The organism is Neobacillus sp. PVCKKU3 (assembly GCF_058323225.1).
On sequence record NZ_JBLVQN010000024.1, the window covers coordinates 70,272 to 86,886 of the forward strand.

The 16,615-nt window shown below is 44.8% G+C and carries 15 protein-coding genes; 12 read left to right on the top strand and 3 right to left on the bottom strand.

Annotated features, from left to right (window positions below):
• Positions 1 to 48 precede the first annotated feature (48 nt).
• The 4 genes from ACNQGS_RS16950 to ACNQGS_RS16965 all read left to right on the top strand — a co-directional run bounded on the left by ACNQGS_RS16950 (position 49) and on the right by ACNQGS_RS16965 (position 4,422).
• Positions 49 to 807, top strand: a complete 759-nt coding sequence (locus ACNQGS_RS16950) for a carboxymuconolactone decarboxylase family protein (RefSeq protein ID WP_491488330.1) — start codon at positions 49 to 51, stop codon at positions 805 to 807.
• Positions 808 to 891: 84 nt separating this feature from the next.
• Positions 892 to 1,677: a 3-oxoadipate enol-lactonase gene (gene pcaD / locus ACNQGS_RS16955; RefSeq protein WP_491488331.1), complete on the top strand. Its 786-nt coding sequence runs from the start codon at positions 892 to 894 to the stop codon at positions 1,675 to 1,677.
• Positions 1,678 to 2,146: 469 nt separating this feature from the next.
• The gene (gene nhaC / locus ACNQGS_RS16960) at positions 2,147 to 3,559 is read left to right on the top strand and encodes a Na+/H+ antiporter NhaC (RefSeq protein WP_491488332.1); all 1,413 of its coding nucleotides are present in this window, start codon (positions 2,147 to 2,149) and stop codon (positions 3,557 to 3,559) included.
• Positions 3,556 to 4,422 (top strand): MBL fold metallo-hydrolase, encoded by an 867-nt coding sequence (locus tag ACNQGS_RS16965; RefSeq protein WP_491488333.1) that lies wholly within the window; start codon positions 3,556 to 3,558, stop codon positions 4,420 to 4,422. The genes nhaC and ACNQGS_RS16965 overlap by 4 nt, the downstream gene beginning before the upstream one ends.
• Before the next feature lie 120 nt (positions 4,423 to 4,542).
• On the opposite strand, the gene ACNQGS_RS16970 is transcribed toward ACNQGS_RS16965, so the two are convergent.
• Complete coding sequence (locus tag ACNQGS_RS16970; protein WP_491488334.1) at positions 4,543 to 5,109, bottom strand: hypothetical protein; 567 nt, start codon at positions 5,107 to 5,109, stop codon at positions 4,543 to 4,545.
• A 250-nt stretch (positions 5,110 to 5,359) separates the two neighbouring features.
• Complete coding sequence (locus ACNQGS_RS16975) at positions 5,360 to 6,022, bottom strand: TetR/AcrR family transcriptional regulator (protein WP_241113734.1); 663 nt, start codon at positions 6,020 to 6,022, stop codon at positions 5,360 to 5,362.
• A gap of 195 nt (positions 6,023 to 6,217) precedes the next feature.
• Here ACNQGS_RS16975 and ACNQGS_RS16980 point away from each other — a divergent pair, with 195 nt between their 5' ends.
• The 4 genes from ACNQGS_RS16980 (at position 6,218) to ACNQGS_RS16995 (ending at position 11,668) form a co-directional block, all read left to right on the top strand.
• A complete protein-coding gene (locus ACNQGS_RS16980; RefSeq protein WP_491488335.1) occupies positions 6,218 to 7,756 on the top strand; it encodes a BCCT family transporter in 1,539 nt (512 codons plus the stop codon).
• A gap of 110 nt (positions 7,757 to 7,866) precedes the next feature.
• Positions 7,867 to 9,918 (top strand): CocE/NonD family hydrolase, encoded by a 2,052-nt coding sequence (locus ACNQGS_RS16985; protein WP_491488336.1) that lies wholly within the window; start codon positions 7,867 to 7,869, stop codon positions 9,916 to 9,918.
• Between the two features lie 83 nt (positions 9,919 to 10,001).
• Positions 10,002 to 11,138, top strand: a complete 1,137-nt coding sequence (locus tag ACNQGS_RS16990; RefSeq protein WP_491488337.1) for a M24 family metallopeptidase — start codon at positions 10,002 to 10,004, stop codon at positions 11,136 to 11,138.
• Between the two features lie 17 nt (positions 11,139 to 11,155).
• Positions 11,156 to 11,668 carry a DUF2179 domain-containing protein gene (locus tag ACNQGS_RS16995; protein WP_213143906.1) on the top strand — a complete coding sequence of 171 codons (513 nt, stop codon included), beginning with the start codon at positions 11,156 to 11,158 and terminating at the stop codon, positions 11,666 to 11,668.
• A gap of 88 nt (positions 11,669 to 11,756) precedes the next feature.
• On the opposite strand, the gene ACNQGS_RS17000 is transcribed toward ACNQGS_RS16995, so the two are convergent.
• Positions 11,757 to 12,206 carry a MarR family winged helix-turn-helix transcriptional regulator gene (locus ACNQGS_RS17000; protein WP_213143907.1) on the bottom strand — a complete coding sequence of 150 codons (450 nt, stop codon included), beginning with the start codon at positions 12,204 to 12,206 and terminating at the stop codon, positions 11,757 to 11,759.
• A 287-nt stretch (positions 12,207 to 12,493) separates the two neighbouring features.
• Between ACNQGS_RS17000 and ACNQGS_RS17005 the strand changes: the two genes are divergently transcribed.
• The 4 genes from ACNQGS_RS17005 to ACNQGS_RS17020 all read left to right on the top strand — a co-directional run bounded on the left by ACNQGS_RS17005 (position 12,494) and on the right by ACNQGS_RS17020 (position 16,561).
• Positions 12,494 to 13,714, top strand: coding sequence for a MalY/PatB family protein (locus tag ACNQGS_RS17005; protein WP_491488338.1), 1,221 nt, complete (start codon positions 12,494 to 12,496; stop codon positions 13,712 to 13,714).
• A gap of 41 nt (positions 13,715 to 13,755) precedes the next feature.
• Entirely contained in the window at positions 13,756 to 15,132 is a 1,377-nt protein-coding gene (locus tag ACNQGS_RS17010) for an APC family permease (RefSeq protein ID WP_491488339.1), read from the top strand.
• 71 nt (positions 15,133 to 15,203) lie between these two features.
• Positions 15,204 to 15,878, top strand: coding sequence for a carboxymuconolactone decarboxylase family protein (locus ACNQGS_RS17015; protein ID WP_378586275.1), 675 nt, complete (start codon positions 15,204 to 15,206; stop codon positions 15,876 to 15,878).
• A 143-nt stretch (positions 15,879 to 16,021) separates the two neighbouring features.
• The gene (locus tag ACNQGS_RS17020) at positions 16,022 to 16,561 is read left to right on the top strand and encodes a CBO0543 family protein (RefSeq protein WP_491488340.1); all 540 of its coding nucleotides are present in this window, start codon (positions 16,022 to 16,024) and stop codon (positions 16,559 to 16,561) included.
• The last annotated feature ends 54 nt before the right edge of the window (positions 16,562 to 16,615 follow it).

Below are 16,615 nucleotides of genomic sequence, written 5' to 3' on the forward strand. Positions count from 1 at the left end.
ATGCATCATTTTTCATGGTTCATGAGGGGACGGCTCTTAGAAAAATAAATGTTTGGAGATGGTGACATGTCAACAGAATTTAATGGGCTAGAATTTTTTGAAAAGGTATACGGTCAGGTCCCAGAATGGGTAGCTAAAATGCATCATTTTGCTCCTAAGGCGCTTGAATATTATACAAAATTAAGGGGCGAAATCTTAGTAGACGGAGCCCTTTCCAAAAAGGAGAAGGAATTAATCTTAGTCGGCATCAATGCGGCCCGCCGCTATGAACGCAGCATGATCTACCACACCAAAGGCGCCATCGACTCAGGCGCCACCCTCGAAGAACTTGCAGACATCCTATCCGTCTGCATCATCTCCAGAGGCATCCCAGCCTGGTTCACCGGCGTAAAAGCTCTCGAATACGCGGTTTCTGACCTTGGATTGATGCAAGGGGCCGGTTCTCCTGCCTCATTTTTGGAAGATGAAGTGGTTAGTGCTCTGGATTATTATGAAAAAGAAGCAGGCGGAGAACTTCCTGGCTGGGTGAAGGTTTTACATCAATACAACCCGGCATGTCTAGAAGGATACGCTGACTTAAGAAAAACAGTCCTAAGAGACCATGTTGTCTCTCGTAAACTGAAAGAACTAGTTTTAGTCGGAATCAACGTCGCGGAAATGTATCCAAAAGGAATCGAACTCCATATCAACGGAGCCAAAAAGTTCGGAGCAACCGACGCCGAAATCGCTGACGTCTCCCTAGTTGCCCTACTAACTGCAGGCATCCCAGCCTGGTTTGAAGGCAGCGATTTTTTAGAGGTTAAATAATGTGTGGGTGATGCACTGGGACGGTTCTCCTGCCTCATCCCATTTTTTTAATAAGCTAATAATAAGTAACAGGGGTGTTTTTTCATGAATTTTATCGATGTGAACGGGGTTCGTCTGCATTACCGTTTCGACGGGGCGGAGGAGCTTCCGGTTGTAGTTCTTTCCAACTCGCTAGGAACGGACCTCACCATGTGGGATCCCCAAATAGAAGAGTTAACAAAATACTTCCGAGTTCTGCGTTATGACACACGCGGTCATGGGGCTTCTGATGTCCCTGCTGGTCCCTATTCCATTGATCAGCTTGGCCAGGATGTTGTGGGCCTGTTAGACAGTTTGGGGATTGAGCGTGCCCACTTTGCCGGCGTTTCGATGGGTGGCATGACTGGCATGTGGTTAGGCCTGAATGCTCCTAAGCGTCTAGGGAAACTGGCACTTTGCAATACGGCTGCCTTTATCGGGCCGCGTGAAATTTGGGATACGAGAATTTCGGCTGTGCAAAACAGCGGGATGGAGCCAATCGCTGAGGGTGTCATAGCGCGTTGGTTTACAGAATCCTACGTGCAGCAAGGGCCGGAGGAAGTGAAGCAGGTTAAAAAGGTGTTTTTGGAAACGTCTGCCGAGGGCTATGCTGCGGCCTGTGCGGCTGTTCGGGACATGGACGAGCGTGATACGGTGAAAAATATTACCGTGCCGACATTGGTCATCTCAAGTAAAGATGACTTGGCTACGCCTCCACGCGACGGTCAGTACTTAACCGACCAAATTGAAGGTGCGCGTTATGTTGAACTAGAAGGGTCCCACCTTTCTAATATCGAAACCTCAAAAGAGTTTACAAAGGCATTGGTAGAATTTCTGCGGGGGATTGCTTAAATTCTTATAGGAAAAAAAAAGCATTAAAATCGTATCACAGCCTAAAGCCCAACCAGCAGTCGTCCGCTGGTTGGGCCTTTTTGTGCGAAAACCCGCGATGATGCACGAGAACCGTCCCTCTGTTTCATGCGAATACCAATAATGATGCACAAGAACCGTCCCCATGCATCACCCATGCATCACTTACCCAATTTAAAAAAGATTGACTATGATGATTCATTCTATTAATATATCCATATACTTAACTGCGTAAAAGCATAAAAGCATAAAAGCGTTGAACTATTAAAGTAGCTGATATCATCTTTGAAATCAGAGCCTGATAGGGAACTAGGGGCCTGCTTCGGCCGTTATCTGAACAAGCGAGCAGAAGGTTAATCTGCTAACTAGGGTGGTACCGTGGAGCTTCCTTCCCTTTTAGGGATGGGGGCTTTTTTTATTCCATCAAATTATCTAAGGAGAAGGTGTACATATGAAAAAGGAACTGTCTATAGGGAAGTCGCTCATTCCTATTATTGCTTTGATTGGCGCTGCTGCGTTTTCTATTTTTATTTGGAAAGCGGGGATGCATATTCCGTTAATGATTGGAGTGATCGCAGCAGCCATTGTTTCCATTATGGCCGGGTGGAGCTGGGAAGATGTCCAAAGGATGATGGTAAATGGTGTGGCAAGAGCGTTGCCTGCAGTATTTATTTTGCTTATTATCGGTATTATTGTCGGCACATGGATTGCGAGCGGCGTCATTCCGACTATGATTTACTATGGATTGTCCATTATTAAACCTGCTATGTTTGTACCGATTGTGGCACTGGTTACCGGAATTATCTCTATCACACTAGGAAGCTCTTTTACTTCTATTGCAACAATTGGCCTTGCTTTCATGGCGATCGGAGAAGGTCTTGGTTTCTCTCCAGGGCTTGTAGCAGGAGCAGTGATTTCAGGTGCCTATTTTGGTGATAAATTATCCCCCCTGTCTGATACAACCAACATTGCACCGGCAATGGCTGAAACCGACTTGTTTAGTCATGTCAAGCACATGCTCTGGGATACGATTCCAGCCTTTCTACTTTCCATTCTATTGTATTGGGTAGTGGGCCAGTCAGCAGGAATCAATGGCGGGGTAGATACAAAGGTCATTGGTGCAATGAAAACAGGTTTGGATGATGTTTTTGTCATACACCCCTTACTATTATTGATGCCAGTATTAACCATTATTTTAATGGTTAAAAAAACACCTGCCATTCCGGCATTAATGGGTGTAGGTATTTTAGGCGGTGTGCTCGCCATCTTCGTTCAGGGGTCTTCCGTAACTACTGTCATTCAAGTCATGACAAGTGGATTCCATGTAGAGTCTGGAATAAAAGCATTAGATTCCTTGTTAAATCGAGGAGGACTTATGTCGATGCTGGGGACAATTGGCTTGTTGATTTTAGCAACCGCACTTGGGGGAATTTTAGAAGAGACTGGGTCGTTCGAGGTATTAACTAAAAAGATGATGTCAAAAGTTCATTCTACTGGAACCTTAATCAGCACCACCATTCTTTCTACCTTTATAGTCGCATTTGCCAGTGGGGCACAATTTTTAGCTATCATTTTACCAGCAAGAACATTTGTCAAAAACTATAAAAAGATGGGGATTGATACGAAGAACCTTTCTCGCTGTGTAGAAGCTGCAGGAACTGTTGGAATCAACCTTGTTCCGTGGGGGGTACCTGCTGTATTTGCTGCGGGAATACTCGGTGTTAGTCCAGGTGAATTTATTCCGTTTGCGTTCTTTGCCTTCCTAGTCCCACTCATGAATATTTTATTCGGATTTACCGGTTGGACGATTACAAAGAAAAACTATGAAGGCGAAACAAATCACAAAAGGAGTGTTTCACTATGAGTGAGGTCATCTTAAGCGTAATAGGAACTGCTCAAGATGCTGGGCTGCCCCATCCAAATTGTTTTTGTAAAAATTGTTCAGAGGCAATCAGAAACCCGCAGTTTAGACGCCTTGCCGCATCGTTGGCGATTGTCGAAGCCAATGAGCAGACATGGCATTTGATTGATGCATCACCTGATCTGAAGGAGCAAATGGCTAGGCTGCAAATGAAATACGATCTGCAAACCAAGCTAATGGATCATATTTTTTTAACTCATGCCCATTTGGGACATTACCCAGGTCTATTATTTTTAGGACGAGAAGCCATTGGCGCAAAGGGAATCCCGGTAATGGCTGGGTCAAAAATGAAGTATTTATTAGAAGAACAGGCTCCATGGAGCCAATTAACGAAGCTTGGCAATATAAGTGTCCAAGAACTCCAGGATAGCCAGGATATTCAGGTTTCTCCTTGTGTTACGGTAACACCTGTTGAAGTGCCGCATCGCAATGAATTTTCGGAGACATTTGCTTTTTGGATTAAGGGGCCAAATAAGAAAGTCCTCTATGTCCCAGATATCGATCGCTGGCACGAGTGGGACCATGACATTCGCTCCGTTTGCGAGGAAGCAGACATATGTTTACTCGATGGGACCTTTCATTCCGAAAAGGATCTTGAAAATATTGGGCGGGTTTATCGCGAAATCCCTCATCCGCTCATGACAGAAACAATGGACCTGCTGCAAGATTTAACAAAAACGACTGAGATTTATTTCACCCATTTAAATCATTCAAATCCGGCAATCGATTCGGAGCAGGAGATTCGGAGCCAAATTGAGGCGAATGGCTTTCATATTGCAGAAGAGGGGATGGAGTTTAGGTTATAATCCCGCTAAATAATTTGGTTCGGTCATAAAAATTAATGAAAGCCAATTCATATGCGAATGGCTTTCATTTTTGCATTTTATACTAATGTTTCTGTTACTTTAAATCGTATTTTTTACACTTTAAAATAAAAACCGTCCGATACTAATGATACTGCTGAGAATTCCCAGCCCGCCTAATGCTCCTTTTCCAACCTTAAGTAAACCTCCGAACATCCCCGGTTGACCTTGACCCGCGTTATTCCACCAGCCCATCGGAACTCTCGGATTACCCCAGCCTGCTGGATAGCCATAATTTCCCCAGCCTGGCGGACGTCCAAGACCTCCCCAACCCATCATTTGCCCTTGAGTGTTCAAACCCGTTTGATTCATCGGAGCCCAACTGGCTGGCTGACCCTGGGTACTTAAACCCGTTTGATTCATGGGGGCCCAACTGGCTGGCTGTCCTTGAGCACCTAAACCTGTTTGATTTATTTTCGCCGCCCAATTAACCGGATGCCCAGGATCATTATTAACCGGACCCCACCAACCTACTGGATTAACTGGACCACTCCAGCCTGCTGGAATTCCAAGACCATTTAATTGGTTAACTTTAGGCATTTGTTCTTGCAGGTGTAATGGTGATACCGAAATTTGGTTATTATATGACTGCCTTTGTCCACTTAATTTCGTATATTTATAATGGTACATCTGCATAACCCCCCCATCTTAAAAACATAATGTTAAGGTTAGGTTATGTAATTTGACTTTTTGTGACTGGTTAAATAACCAAGTGTATAAGCCAAAATAAAAAAGTGCGCCGGGAGGGCTTGCCTAAATTTTTATAGAAAAAAAGAGCTTAAAACGTCGTATAACAATCTAAGGCCCAACCAGCAATCGTCCGCTTGTTGGGCTTTTTTCCGTGATAACGCCAATGAGGCAAAAGAACCGTCCCCGTGCCTCACCCAAAGTTAAAAACAGCTTGGTTTCTGACGATTTCTGTGATGTAGTTCATGGTCATTTGCATGGCTTCTTCTGGTGTGTATTGCCTGCGGTTGTTTAGGATGTTGGTGAACATGCCTTGCCAGATGAGGATGGTGATTTCGTTGATGGCATCGATATTTTCCTCTTTGATATAGCCTTCCTTTAGGGCTAATTCCAAGTATGATCTTCCTCGTTTGGACATGTTCCGTTCGAATAGAATCGGTTTTAGCTCCTCCGGGATGGTGATCAGTTCCTCCGGATAAATCTGATAATAACGTTCAAGCAGATTTTCCGGCTGTTCTCCTAGGTCCATGATAAAGACAGCATGAAAGATTTGCGGGTGTTGGAACGAGTGCTTGCAAAAGCATTCCCAGGCCAATAGGTATTTCTCCAGGGGATTATTCCCTTTATCCATATATGTGGACACTTCATCTGTATAGGGCTTTAGAAACTTCATCGCCGCGAAAAAAATTAAATGTGAGATCTCGGAAAAATAATTATAGATGGTGGCACTATTGTAGCCTGCTTTATCGGCCACCTTCCGAATGGTGATCTTATTAATGCCCTCTTCCTCAATAATTTCCGCCGTCGCTTCCACAAAATATTGCCACATACGGCTCATTTGGATTTTCTTCTTCATTGCAGCCAATTCTCCTCATCTATCGTCTTTTTTGAGTATATCAAATTTTTAGAATTTTCATTGAAAAAATTCAGATGGAATAATATAATCTTAATTATAAAGTAATCGCGATTATATTTTAACCAATTTTACCACGATAGGGGGTTTTTAGAAACTATTTTACTAGAAATGAAATTTTCACAAAGGAGTGGAAGAATGGGGAAGGTAAAAATTGATCCGATTGTATTTTGGTCTTCATTAATTGTTATTGTTGCTGCAACCTTACTACTGGTCTTCAATCGTGAAACGGCGGAACCGTTATTAAACAACATGATGACAGACATTACGTTTAAGCTGGATTGGGCGTTTCAGTTTCTGACCGCAGGATTATTTATCTTGCTAGTTTGGCTGATTTTTGGACGCTATGGAAAAATCAAACTCGGCGAAGGAAAGCCTGAATTCTCCAACTTTAGCTGGGGCGCGATGCTGTTTTGCGCCGGGATGGGTACGAGTATTATGTTCTGGTCGATCATGGAACCGATCTATTATTATACCGGCCCGCCATTCGGCATCAAGGCAAACAGCCCTGAAGCGGCGGAGTGGGCTGTCACCTACGGTTTATTCCATTGGGGGATTTCAGCATGGTCATTGTATGCGCTTCCAACTGTAACCATTGCTTACTCATTCTTTGTGAAAAAGCAATCCTCTTTAAAAATCAGTACCGCCTGCCGCGGTGTACTTGGGAAGCACGCTGACGGCTTGGTTGGAAAAATTATCGATATCCTGGTGATTTGGAGTCTGGTTGGCGGACTTGGCACTTCCTTAGGACTTGGTGTTCCGATGATTTCTGCAGTCATTGGCGAAATTTTAGGAATGGAACAATCACTTGGATTGAGTATCATCATTATTCTTATTTGGACCGTCATTTATTGTTCCAGCGCCTATCTCGGACTTTATAAGGGCATCCGCAAATTAAGCGACATCAACGTGTATATGGCCTTGGCGCTTGCCTTATTTGTGCTGCTGGTTGGACCTACCTTATTTATTCTATCTTATTTTACAAACAGCTTCGGCCTGATGCTGCAAAATATCGTACGCATGAGCTTTTATACAGACCCAATTAATCAGGGAGGCTTCCCGCAGGGCTGGACAGTCTTTTATTGGGCCTGGTTTGCGGCGACATCGCCATTTATGGGCTTATTCGTGGCCCGAATTTCAAAAGGAAGAACGATCAAGGAATTAATCAGCGCTGTTCTGTTATGGGGCTCGTTAGGAAGCTGGCTGTATTTTGCGGTGTTTGGCGGTTATGCGATGCACCTTCAGCTTAATGATATTGTCCCAATCACGGAAATTCTCGACAAACAGGGTGGCCCTGCTGCGATTGTCGCTGTCTTGAAGTCTCTGCCGCTCAGCACTATTGTCTTGATTTTCTTCGTGGTTCTCGGCTTTATTTTCTTAGCGACTTCATTGGATTCAGCCACCTATATTCTTTCTGCTATTGCCACTAAAGAACTAGTGGGTGAGCAGGAGCCGGCGCGCTGGCACCGTCTGTTATGGGGAGGCATTCTGGCCATTATGGCGGTAGCCTTGTTAATGATTGGCGGGCTGAAGGTCATTCAAACTTCCTCCGTCATTGTGTCCGTTCCGGTTATCATCATTTATCTGTTGCTGACAGTGTCCTTACTCCGGTGGTTAAAGCAAGATTACGGCAGCCCATCTTCAAAAGACCTTGACTTAGAGGAAAAGGCGGGCTAAGTCCTTAAAGAAATGATTGCTAACGCGCAGTGTGCCGCCCTGGCTGCTGCGCTTATCCTTATCAGGCGTTTTTTTGAAAAATTTAGGGAAAAGGTTTTGGAGGTTTTTTCATGGTTTTTAATGTACGTGATTCGAATCTTTCTATTAAAAAAGAATTCCCGCGCAAGGTCCATATAATCGAGCATGTTTGGATTCCGATGTCGGACGGCACGCGCCTTTCTGCAAAAATCTGGCTCCCGGAGGATGCCGAGCAGCAGCCGGTTCCGGCGATTTTGGAGTATATCCCGTACCGGAAAAATGACTTTACGGCACTGCGTGATTCGATCCGCCATCCTTATTTCGCCGGGCACGGATATGCGAGCATTCGCGTCGATATGCGGGGGGCTGGCGATTCGGAAGGGATTCTTTATGATGAATACCTGCCACAGGAGCAGGAGGATGCCCTTGATGTAATAAGCTGGATTGCGGAACAGCCATGGAGTACCGGAGCGGCAGGCATGATTGGTAAGTCGTGGGGTGGCTTTAATGGCCTTCAGGTGGCTGCAAGGCGTCACCCTGCTTTAAAAGCGATTATTACCCTTTGCTCGACTGACGACCGCTACGCCGATGATGTCCATTATATGGGGGGCTGCGTGCTGGCGTCTGATATGCTTTGGTGGGCTTCGACGATGCTTGTTTATAATGGCCGTCCAGCAGATCCGGAAGTGGTCGGGGAAACGTGGCGATCGAGCTGGCTGGAGCGCCTTGACAAAACGCCGCCATTTGTCGAGGAGTGGATGAAGCATCAGCGCCGTGATGCCTATTGGAAGCATGGTTCTGTCTGTGAAAATTATGCGGATATCGATATTCCGGTCTTTGCTGTTGGCGGCTGGGCAGACGGTTATACGAATGCCATCCCGAGGCTGCTAGAGGGACTGCCGGGACCAAGGAAAGGATTAATCGGCCCGTGGGCGCATGAGTATCCGGAGGTAGCAGTTCCCGGTCCGGCGATTGGCTTTTTACAGGAAGCCTTGCGCTGGTGGGATTATTGGTTAAAGGGAATCGACACTGGCATTATGGAGGAGCCGATGCTGAGGGCATGGATGCAGGAAAGTGTACCGCCGCAAGTAGATTACGAGGAACGTTCTGGCCGGTGGGTGGCCGAAACAGCCTGGCCGTCGCCGGCGATCGAACCTATGGATTTTTGGCTGGATGAAAAAAGAATGTCAGAATTGGTGCCGGGTGAAAAACAGGAAATCCTCGTTTCCAGTGTCCAGCAGCATGGACTTTATTCCGGTGTTTGGTGCCCATTTGGCCAGCCGGGCGACCTCGCTTCTGACCAGCGGCTCGAAGATGGGCTTTCGGTTTGTTTCACTTCAGAACCCTTGATGGAACCGGTGGAAATCCTTGGTTTTCCGGAGGTAACAGTGGAATTGTCGTCTGACCGGCCGAACGCTTTGCTTGCCGTCCGGCTTTGCGATATCGCGCCAGACGGGGCCTCAACCTTGGTCAGCTGGGGCATGTTGAATTTAACTCATCGGGACAGCCATGAGTTCCCAACTCCGCTTGTTCCAGGTGAGCGTTATACCGTAACCGTCAAGCTCAATGCGATTGGGCATGTGCTGCCTGAAGGACACCGCTGGTCGGTCGCGTTGTCGCCAACCTATTGGCCGCATGCCTGGCCATCGCCGGAACCGGTGACCTTGAAAGTTTTTACCGGTGAAAAAACGCGTGTGACCTTGCCGGTACGGTCGCCGCAGCCGCTAGATCAGGAACTGCCTGAATTTGGTCCTCCGGAAACGGCCGCTGTCGCTGAACGGGAAATCCTTAGGGCCGAGAACCGCACCCGGAAAGTCCACCATGATTTAATTAACGGAGTATGGGTGCTCGATGACTTTTCAGACGAAGGAGCCCGCCGCCTGCCTAGTAATGGTCTCGAATATGGCAGTATTAATCGGAATGTTTACACCATTAAAGAGGGCGACCCGCTGTCGGCCGAGGTTAGCTGCGAATGGACGCTGACGGTGGGCCGCGGAAGCTGGCAGACACGTCTTGAGAGTGTGAGTACCATGAAAGCAGATGTCTCTAAGTTTTATCTCACCAATGAATTGACAGCTTTTGAGGGTGAGGAGCAAGTTTTTTCGAAAAAATGGAATAAGGAAATTCCGCGCGATCTTGTGTGAAATGAAATAAATGATCCCCTGGTGAAGACCTAGTCTGCCAGGGGGTTTTTTGAGGGAAAAAGTAGATTTGGGGGGGAGTTTTAATGAAGATAAATAAAAGGATTCAAATTTTTCGAGAGTTTATGGAGCAGAAGGGCGTCAGACTTAGTCTGATTTGGGACCCCGACAATCAATATTATTTAAGCGGGTTTCGAGCGATTATCTATTCGCGTCCCATTGTGACGCTCATCCATGCGGATAAAACTGAACTTATTGTTCCAGGGCTGGAAGAGCTTCATGCCTTAGAAAAGGCGAAAGTTGACAAACTCTATGTTTATTATGAGCAGATTGATATGGCTCACAAGGAGATTTCCTATTTAGATCATTTAACTAGATTGCTAAAAAAATATCCTGCCGGTACAAAGCTTGGCGTTGAATTGGGGCTGCTGCCTGCGAGCGTCTATTTATTTTTACATGAGCAGGGCTTTGAGCTTGTCGACGTTGGTCAAAAAATTATTAACATGAGGGCGATTAAAGATGAACAAGAGATAGAGCTGCTGAAAATTGCCGGCCAGCTGTCCGACTATGCGATCGGCGAATCGCTCAAACATGCCCGGGCCGGAATTAGTGAATTGGAATTCGATTCGTATGGTGACAAGTTTTTATTGGAAATTGCCTCAAAGGACTATCCGGAGGAGTTAATTGGCTACGCGAATTGGACCTGTTCCGGAATCAAGCGGAGCGCCATGCCGCACCTTTACTCCAGCACGCGGAAATTTGCCGATGGCGATGTTGTCGTTCACAGCCGTCAGGTGTGGTTTAACGGATACCGAGCCGAAAACGAGCGGACGTTTTTTGTCGGAAAGCCATCTGAAAAACAAAAGGACTTATTGAAATTGGCGATTGAGGCGCAGCGGGTCGGCATGGAAATGATTCAGCCGGGAATTACGGCAAAAGAGGTCGATATTGCGTCGTATCAGATTTTTAAAAAGGCTGGTTACGGAGAATATGTGAATCATCGAATTGGACATGGGTTAGGATTATCGGAACACGAGGAACCGTACTTGCGGTTTGATAATGACTTGGTGCTCGAGGAGGGCATGGTTTACACTATTGAGCCAGGCGTGTATGTGCCGGGCCTTGGGGGCTTTAGGCATTCCGATACGATTATTTTGACCAAGACAGGAAGTTTTTCGATTACCCAATACCCTCGTGAACTAGAATACATGCTTTTTGATTAACAGCTGAGGTGGACGTCATGTCGTCAATTATTCTTACCATCATTGTGATTAACGTTTTATATGTTTCTTTATTTACTTTGAGAGTGATGATTGTCATTAAAGGATACCGGGTTCTAGCCTCAGTGCTGTCGATGGGTGAGGTGTTTGTCTATTTGATGGGACTGACGATTGTCCTTGATAATCTTGATAAACCCATGAACATCGCAGCCTACTGCTTTGGCTGGGGACTAGGTGTGTTTGTCGGCAGTAAAATTGAAGGGTATTTGGCTCTAGGTTACGTCGTGATGGAGGTCATCGTGGAGCCGGTGGACTGTATCCTGCCTGACAAACTCAGGGAACAGGGCTATGGAGTCACTTCTTGGGGGGCCGATGGAAAGGAAGGCAAGCGGCTGGTCATGAAAATCCTGGCCAAACGAAACCGCGAACAAAAACTCAAAAACCTCATCCTATCCCTATCACCAAAAGCCTTCATCATCTCCTACGACCCCACCCACTTTAATGGAGGGTTCTTGCTAAAGAGGCTTGGGTGAAGCATGGGGACGGTTCTCATGCCTCATTTAGAGAAAAGGGGACGGTTCTTTTGCTTCCAAAGTGAAGCAAAAGAACCGTCCCCGTGCTCTATTTCGACGTATTTTCTGATAGGATGGATGATATTTTGATGTAGACTAGTAGGTCTTCTTCGGAAAATTGGTGTAGTTTGTTTAGTATTTTGGTATATTCCGCTTTATCTAATTGGTAATGGAAATCGTAAACCATCTTCCCTTTTTCTGTTAGTTCTAGGATGTATTCTCGTTTATCGATTGGGTTTTTGGATTTTAATACTAGGCCTTTTTTTATTAGTTTATTAACCATTTGAGAGATGGCGCCTTTTGTTTTTTTTGTAAGATTGGCAAGCTCTGAAGCAGTCGTTTGGGTTTTGTTTCCGATTAAATTGATTGTATGTGCTTCGACCATATAAAGCTCATCTTCGGTACCGTACTTTCTAGGTATACTTTCGTAGGAGCTAATTTGTCTGGAAAGGTCATAGACAGATTCCATTAATTCATAAATAATCTCTTCCTTTTTCATTACTGCTCCTTTTTAAAAATTTAATAGATTCTTATCTTTATTATAGCATAATACTTATTTTTCCAGTCACTTTTATCAGATGGAATAGCCTCCAATATCGATGAGCAGAAAGACCTAACAATTATATTTCGATATAATTGTTTTAATTTTCAGAATTTTTATTGACTAAATATAGTATAGTTGCTAAACTATATTTAGATGGTTTAGCAACTATACTATCGTTAAAAGCACTTTTTTTAAAAATATTTGTAAGCGTTTTAATTCAAAAGAGGGGGAGTTGATTTCAAGTGAAGTACGATTTTGACCAAATCGTCGACCGCAGAAATACGTATTCCTTGAAATGGGACGGCGGCGATTTAATTAAGGAATTGGGAATTACCCAGAGGTATGATCAAGAAACTTTGCCTTTATTTACGGCGGACATGGATTTTCCCGTTCCTCAGCCTTTACTCGATGCCTTGCATCAAACAGTCGAGCATCGGATATTTGGTTACTCCATTTTTCCAAAGGAGTACTTCGAGGCGATTCAGCATTGGTTTAAAAAGAGACATGACTGGGACATCCAAACCGAAGAAATTGTCTATAGTCCAGGAACAGTCCATGCTTTGAATGTGGCGGTACGAGCTTTTACCGAGCCCGGCGATGGGGTGATCATTCAGCGTCCGGTCTATCCGCCGTTTACTGCGGCGATTGAAGGGAACGGACGACAAGTCGTTAATAACGCCCTGATCCGCGAACAAGATGGCTCTTATTCGATTGATTTTGAAGATTTTGAGGCAAAAGCAAAGAATGAAAATACAAAGCTGTTTATCCTCTGCAATCCGCATAATCCGACCGGAGGAATTTTTACACCGGAAGAGTTAAAAAGATTAGCAGATATTTGTGAAAAAAATCAGGTTCTTATCATTGCGGATGAAATTCACGGTGACTTAATTCGCCGTAACCAAACCTTTATTCCAATCGCCAAAGCTGCAGCGAACACGGAGCATATTATTACCTGCACGGCCATCAACAAAACCTTCAATGTGGCCGGGCTCCATTGCACCAATGTCATCATTCCGAATCCTGAACTTAGGAACATCTTCAGTCAAGCCATGGGTTTCCAATTACCATCGCCTTTTACCGTATCAGCGTTGATCGCTGTCTACCATGAAGGAGAGGAATGGCTGGAACAGTTGAAGGAGTATTTAGATGAAACGATGGAATATGTACAAGCTTTTTTTGCTGAAAAAATGCCACAAGTGAAGGTACACATTCCGGAAGGAACGTATGTGATGTGGATGGACTTCAGCGCTTATGGAATCACACCAGAAGAGGTTCATGATCGTATTTACAATAAAGCCAATGTCTTATTGGAAGATGGCAGTATGTTTGGTGAAGAGGGACAAGACTTCCAGCGAATTTGCGTATCTTCCCCAAGACCGATTATTAAGGAAGCGTTGGAACGGATTGAAAAGGAATTTGCCGACCTCGCGTCTCCTAACCATAAAGCAGCTACTATCCGATGATGCAACAACAATCCCAAAAAAACATATAAGAGGTGAATGAAATGGCTAGTCAAGAATCGAATTTAAAAAAGGTTTTAGGGCTTGGGGATGTAATGAGTATTAGTATCGGGCAAATAATTGGTGCTGGAGTCATGGCCCTCACCGGAATTGCCATTGGGATGACGGGGAGCGGCGTTTCGTTGGCCTTTGTCATTTCATCCATCTTTACGATATTTATGGTTATTCCAGTTGCCGTGATGGGTTCTGCGATTCCGACCACTGGGGGATTGTACAGATATACAAGTCGGCTATTGTCTCCAAAAGTCGGGTTCTTTTGGTTAACGTTATTTATTCTTGGACAGCTAACCTTGGCCATGTACGCGATATCCTTTGCGGAATATGTTCAAGGCCTCGTGCCGAACGCACCGCTAAAGCTAATCGCCTTCTTGCTTCTGACTGTGTTCTATATTGCAAATATAGTGGGCGTACACTTCGCAGCCCTTGTTGAAAAATTAATGGTTGTTGTCTTGCTGCTGGCATTAATTGTTTTTGTCGTCTGGGGAATGCCTGAGGTGAATTATGCCGTGTTTAATTCAGGTGAAATGTTCACGGGCGGCTTTGTTGGATTTTTTATGGCGGTAGGATTGTTATCCTTTGCTACCGGCGGTGCGCAGGTCATTGCCGAGCTAGGCGGGGAGATGAAAAATCCGGGGAGAGATATCCCGCTGACAATCATCACAACGACATTGGCTGTCGGAATCTTGTATGCGTTTATGGCGACGATTGCTGCAGGGGTGCTGCCGATTGCCGATGTTGCGAACAAGCCTTTAACAGATGTCGCAAAAACGATTTTACCAAAACCGCTGTTTATATTCTTTATGGTGGGCGGAGCCATGTTTGCCTTAGCGACGACCTTAAATGCGACTCTTTCCTGGGTCACCAAAGGAATTATGATTGCCTGTGAAGACGGCTGGCTGCCAAAATCCTTAGGGCAAGTTAACAAAAAGTTTGGAACACCGCACTGGTTACTTACCTTGTTTTATGTGATTGGAGTAATTCCAATTGTAACAGGGCTTTCCTTAGGAATCATATCGGCTTTAGGCACTGGCGTATTCCTGCTGGCGAATATGATTCCGGTTTTTGCTGCCACCAAATTACCAAAGAAACACCCTGAGCTGTATCAGGCGGCACCATTTAAACTGTCGCCAATGGTTTTAAATACGGTTGTCTATATCGGAATTGCCCTATTATTTTTTCAAGGATATTTACTCATGTCATCTTTGTCTATGCCGATCATTATCGGAACGATTGTCTATCTAGTAGCTGCTGCAGCTTACGTTATGATAGTAGGTAAAAAAATAACCCACGATCCCGGCCACTTCGGCTTCGGCGGGCATGTAAACACAACTGAAAACCCCAAGGAGAATATAGGAGTCTAAAATGATGCATGGGGACGGTTCTCATGCCTCACTTTGTGAGGCAGAAGAACCGTCCCCGCGCATCCAATGAAATGGAGGTAAAAGATTTGATAGATGAAAGTTTATATAAAAAGTCAAATATTCGTAGGTTGCCGGAATTAGGAAAGCTTGCACCCGAGACGTTTAAAGCGTTTGTGAAGTTTGACCAATTGGCTTTAGCGCCAGGGGCGATTCCTCAAAAGACAAAAGAACTCATTGCTGTCGCTGTGGCACATGTTACGGGTTGCCCTTATTGCATTGATGGTCATGTTGCGAAGGCAAAAAAACTAGAGGCTTCCAAGGAAGAGATGCTGGAGGCGATTATGGTCGCGACTGCTTTGAAAGCAGGTTCAGCCTTGGCACATGGATTAAATGCCTTGAATGCCTATGATGAGGATGGGGGAGATGAGCTTTACAACCGCTCCAACATGAATCGATTTGGCGAGTTCAAAGAATTAGGGCAAGAATCCTTTCAAGCCTTTGTGAAGTTTGATACGCAAGCCCTGAAAGCCGGGTTATTAAGCCGTAAGGAGAAGGAATTAATTGCTGTTGCTGTCGCCCATGTGACAGGCTGTGCCTACTGTATTGAAACTCATACGAAAAAGGCCAAGCAATTGGATGTTACGAAGGAAGAGCTCGTCGAAGCCATCTTTGTCGCAACCGCATTAAAGGCAGGGTCTGCACTTGCCCATAGTGTGAATGCGCTAAACGCATACGATGAAAATTGAATAGTGAGGCGTGGGTGAGGCGTGGGGACGGTTCTTTTGCATCATGATGCACAAGAACCGTCCCCATGTTTCAATTTTAGGTTTATAGCAAATAATAGAAATGGTAGTAAAATTGTTTTTCGAAAAGGATTTGAGGGAACGTAATGTTACACACTGTGGTTTCGTATTTAAGATTTGCGCTGCCTTTTCTTTATTTGCTGGGTTCCTGGCGCTGGGGTGATTGGAGGAATTGGAAGGAGTACTATCCAACCATTCTTTTTTTCGTAACCGTGAACTTTTTTATTTCTATTATTATGTATGAATATCCACTATGGACTTATAAAGAATCTTTTTTTATTCCCAACCATACCATTGTTGATTTTATTATTGCTTTTTTGATTTTCCCCCAAATGGCCTTTATATTTCTTTCAAAATACCCTTTTCAGGCAAGCCTGCTTAAACAGATAGGTTATGCATCTATCTGGGTCATTTTTGGTATCGCAATAGAGAGCCTTTTTAAGGCTGCAAACCTAATCTCCTATGATCATGGCTGGAATTTCTGGTGGTCTCTAGTGGTCTGGATTTTTATGTTTTTTGGCCTGCGTCTCCACCATACAAGGCCCATATTAGCCTGGTTCCTCTGTTTCGCATGTACCATTTTTTTAATCCTATACTTTCACATACCCATTACGAAATACAAATGATGCATGGAATGATGCATGGGGACGGTTCTCGTGCCTCACTCGAAATGATGCACG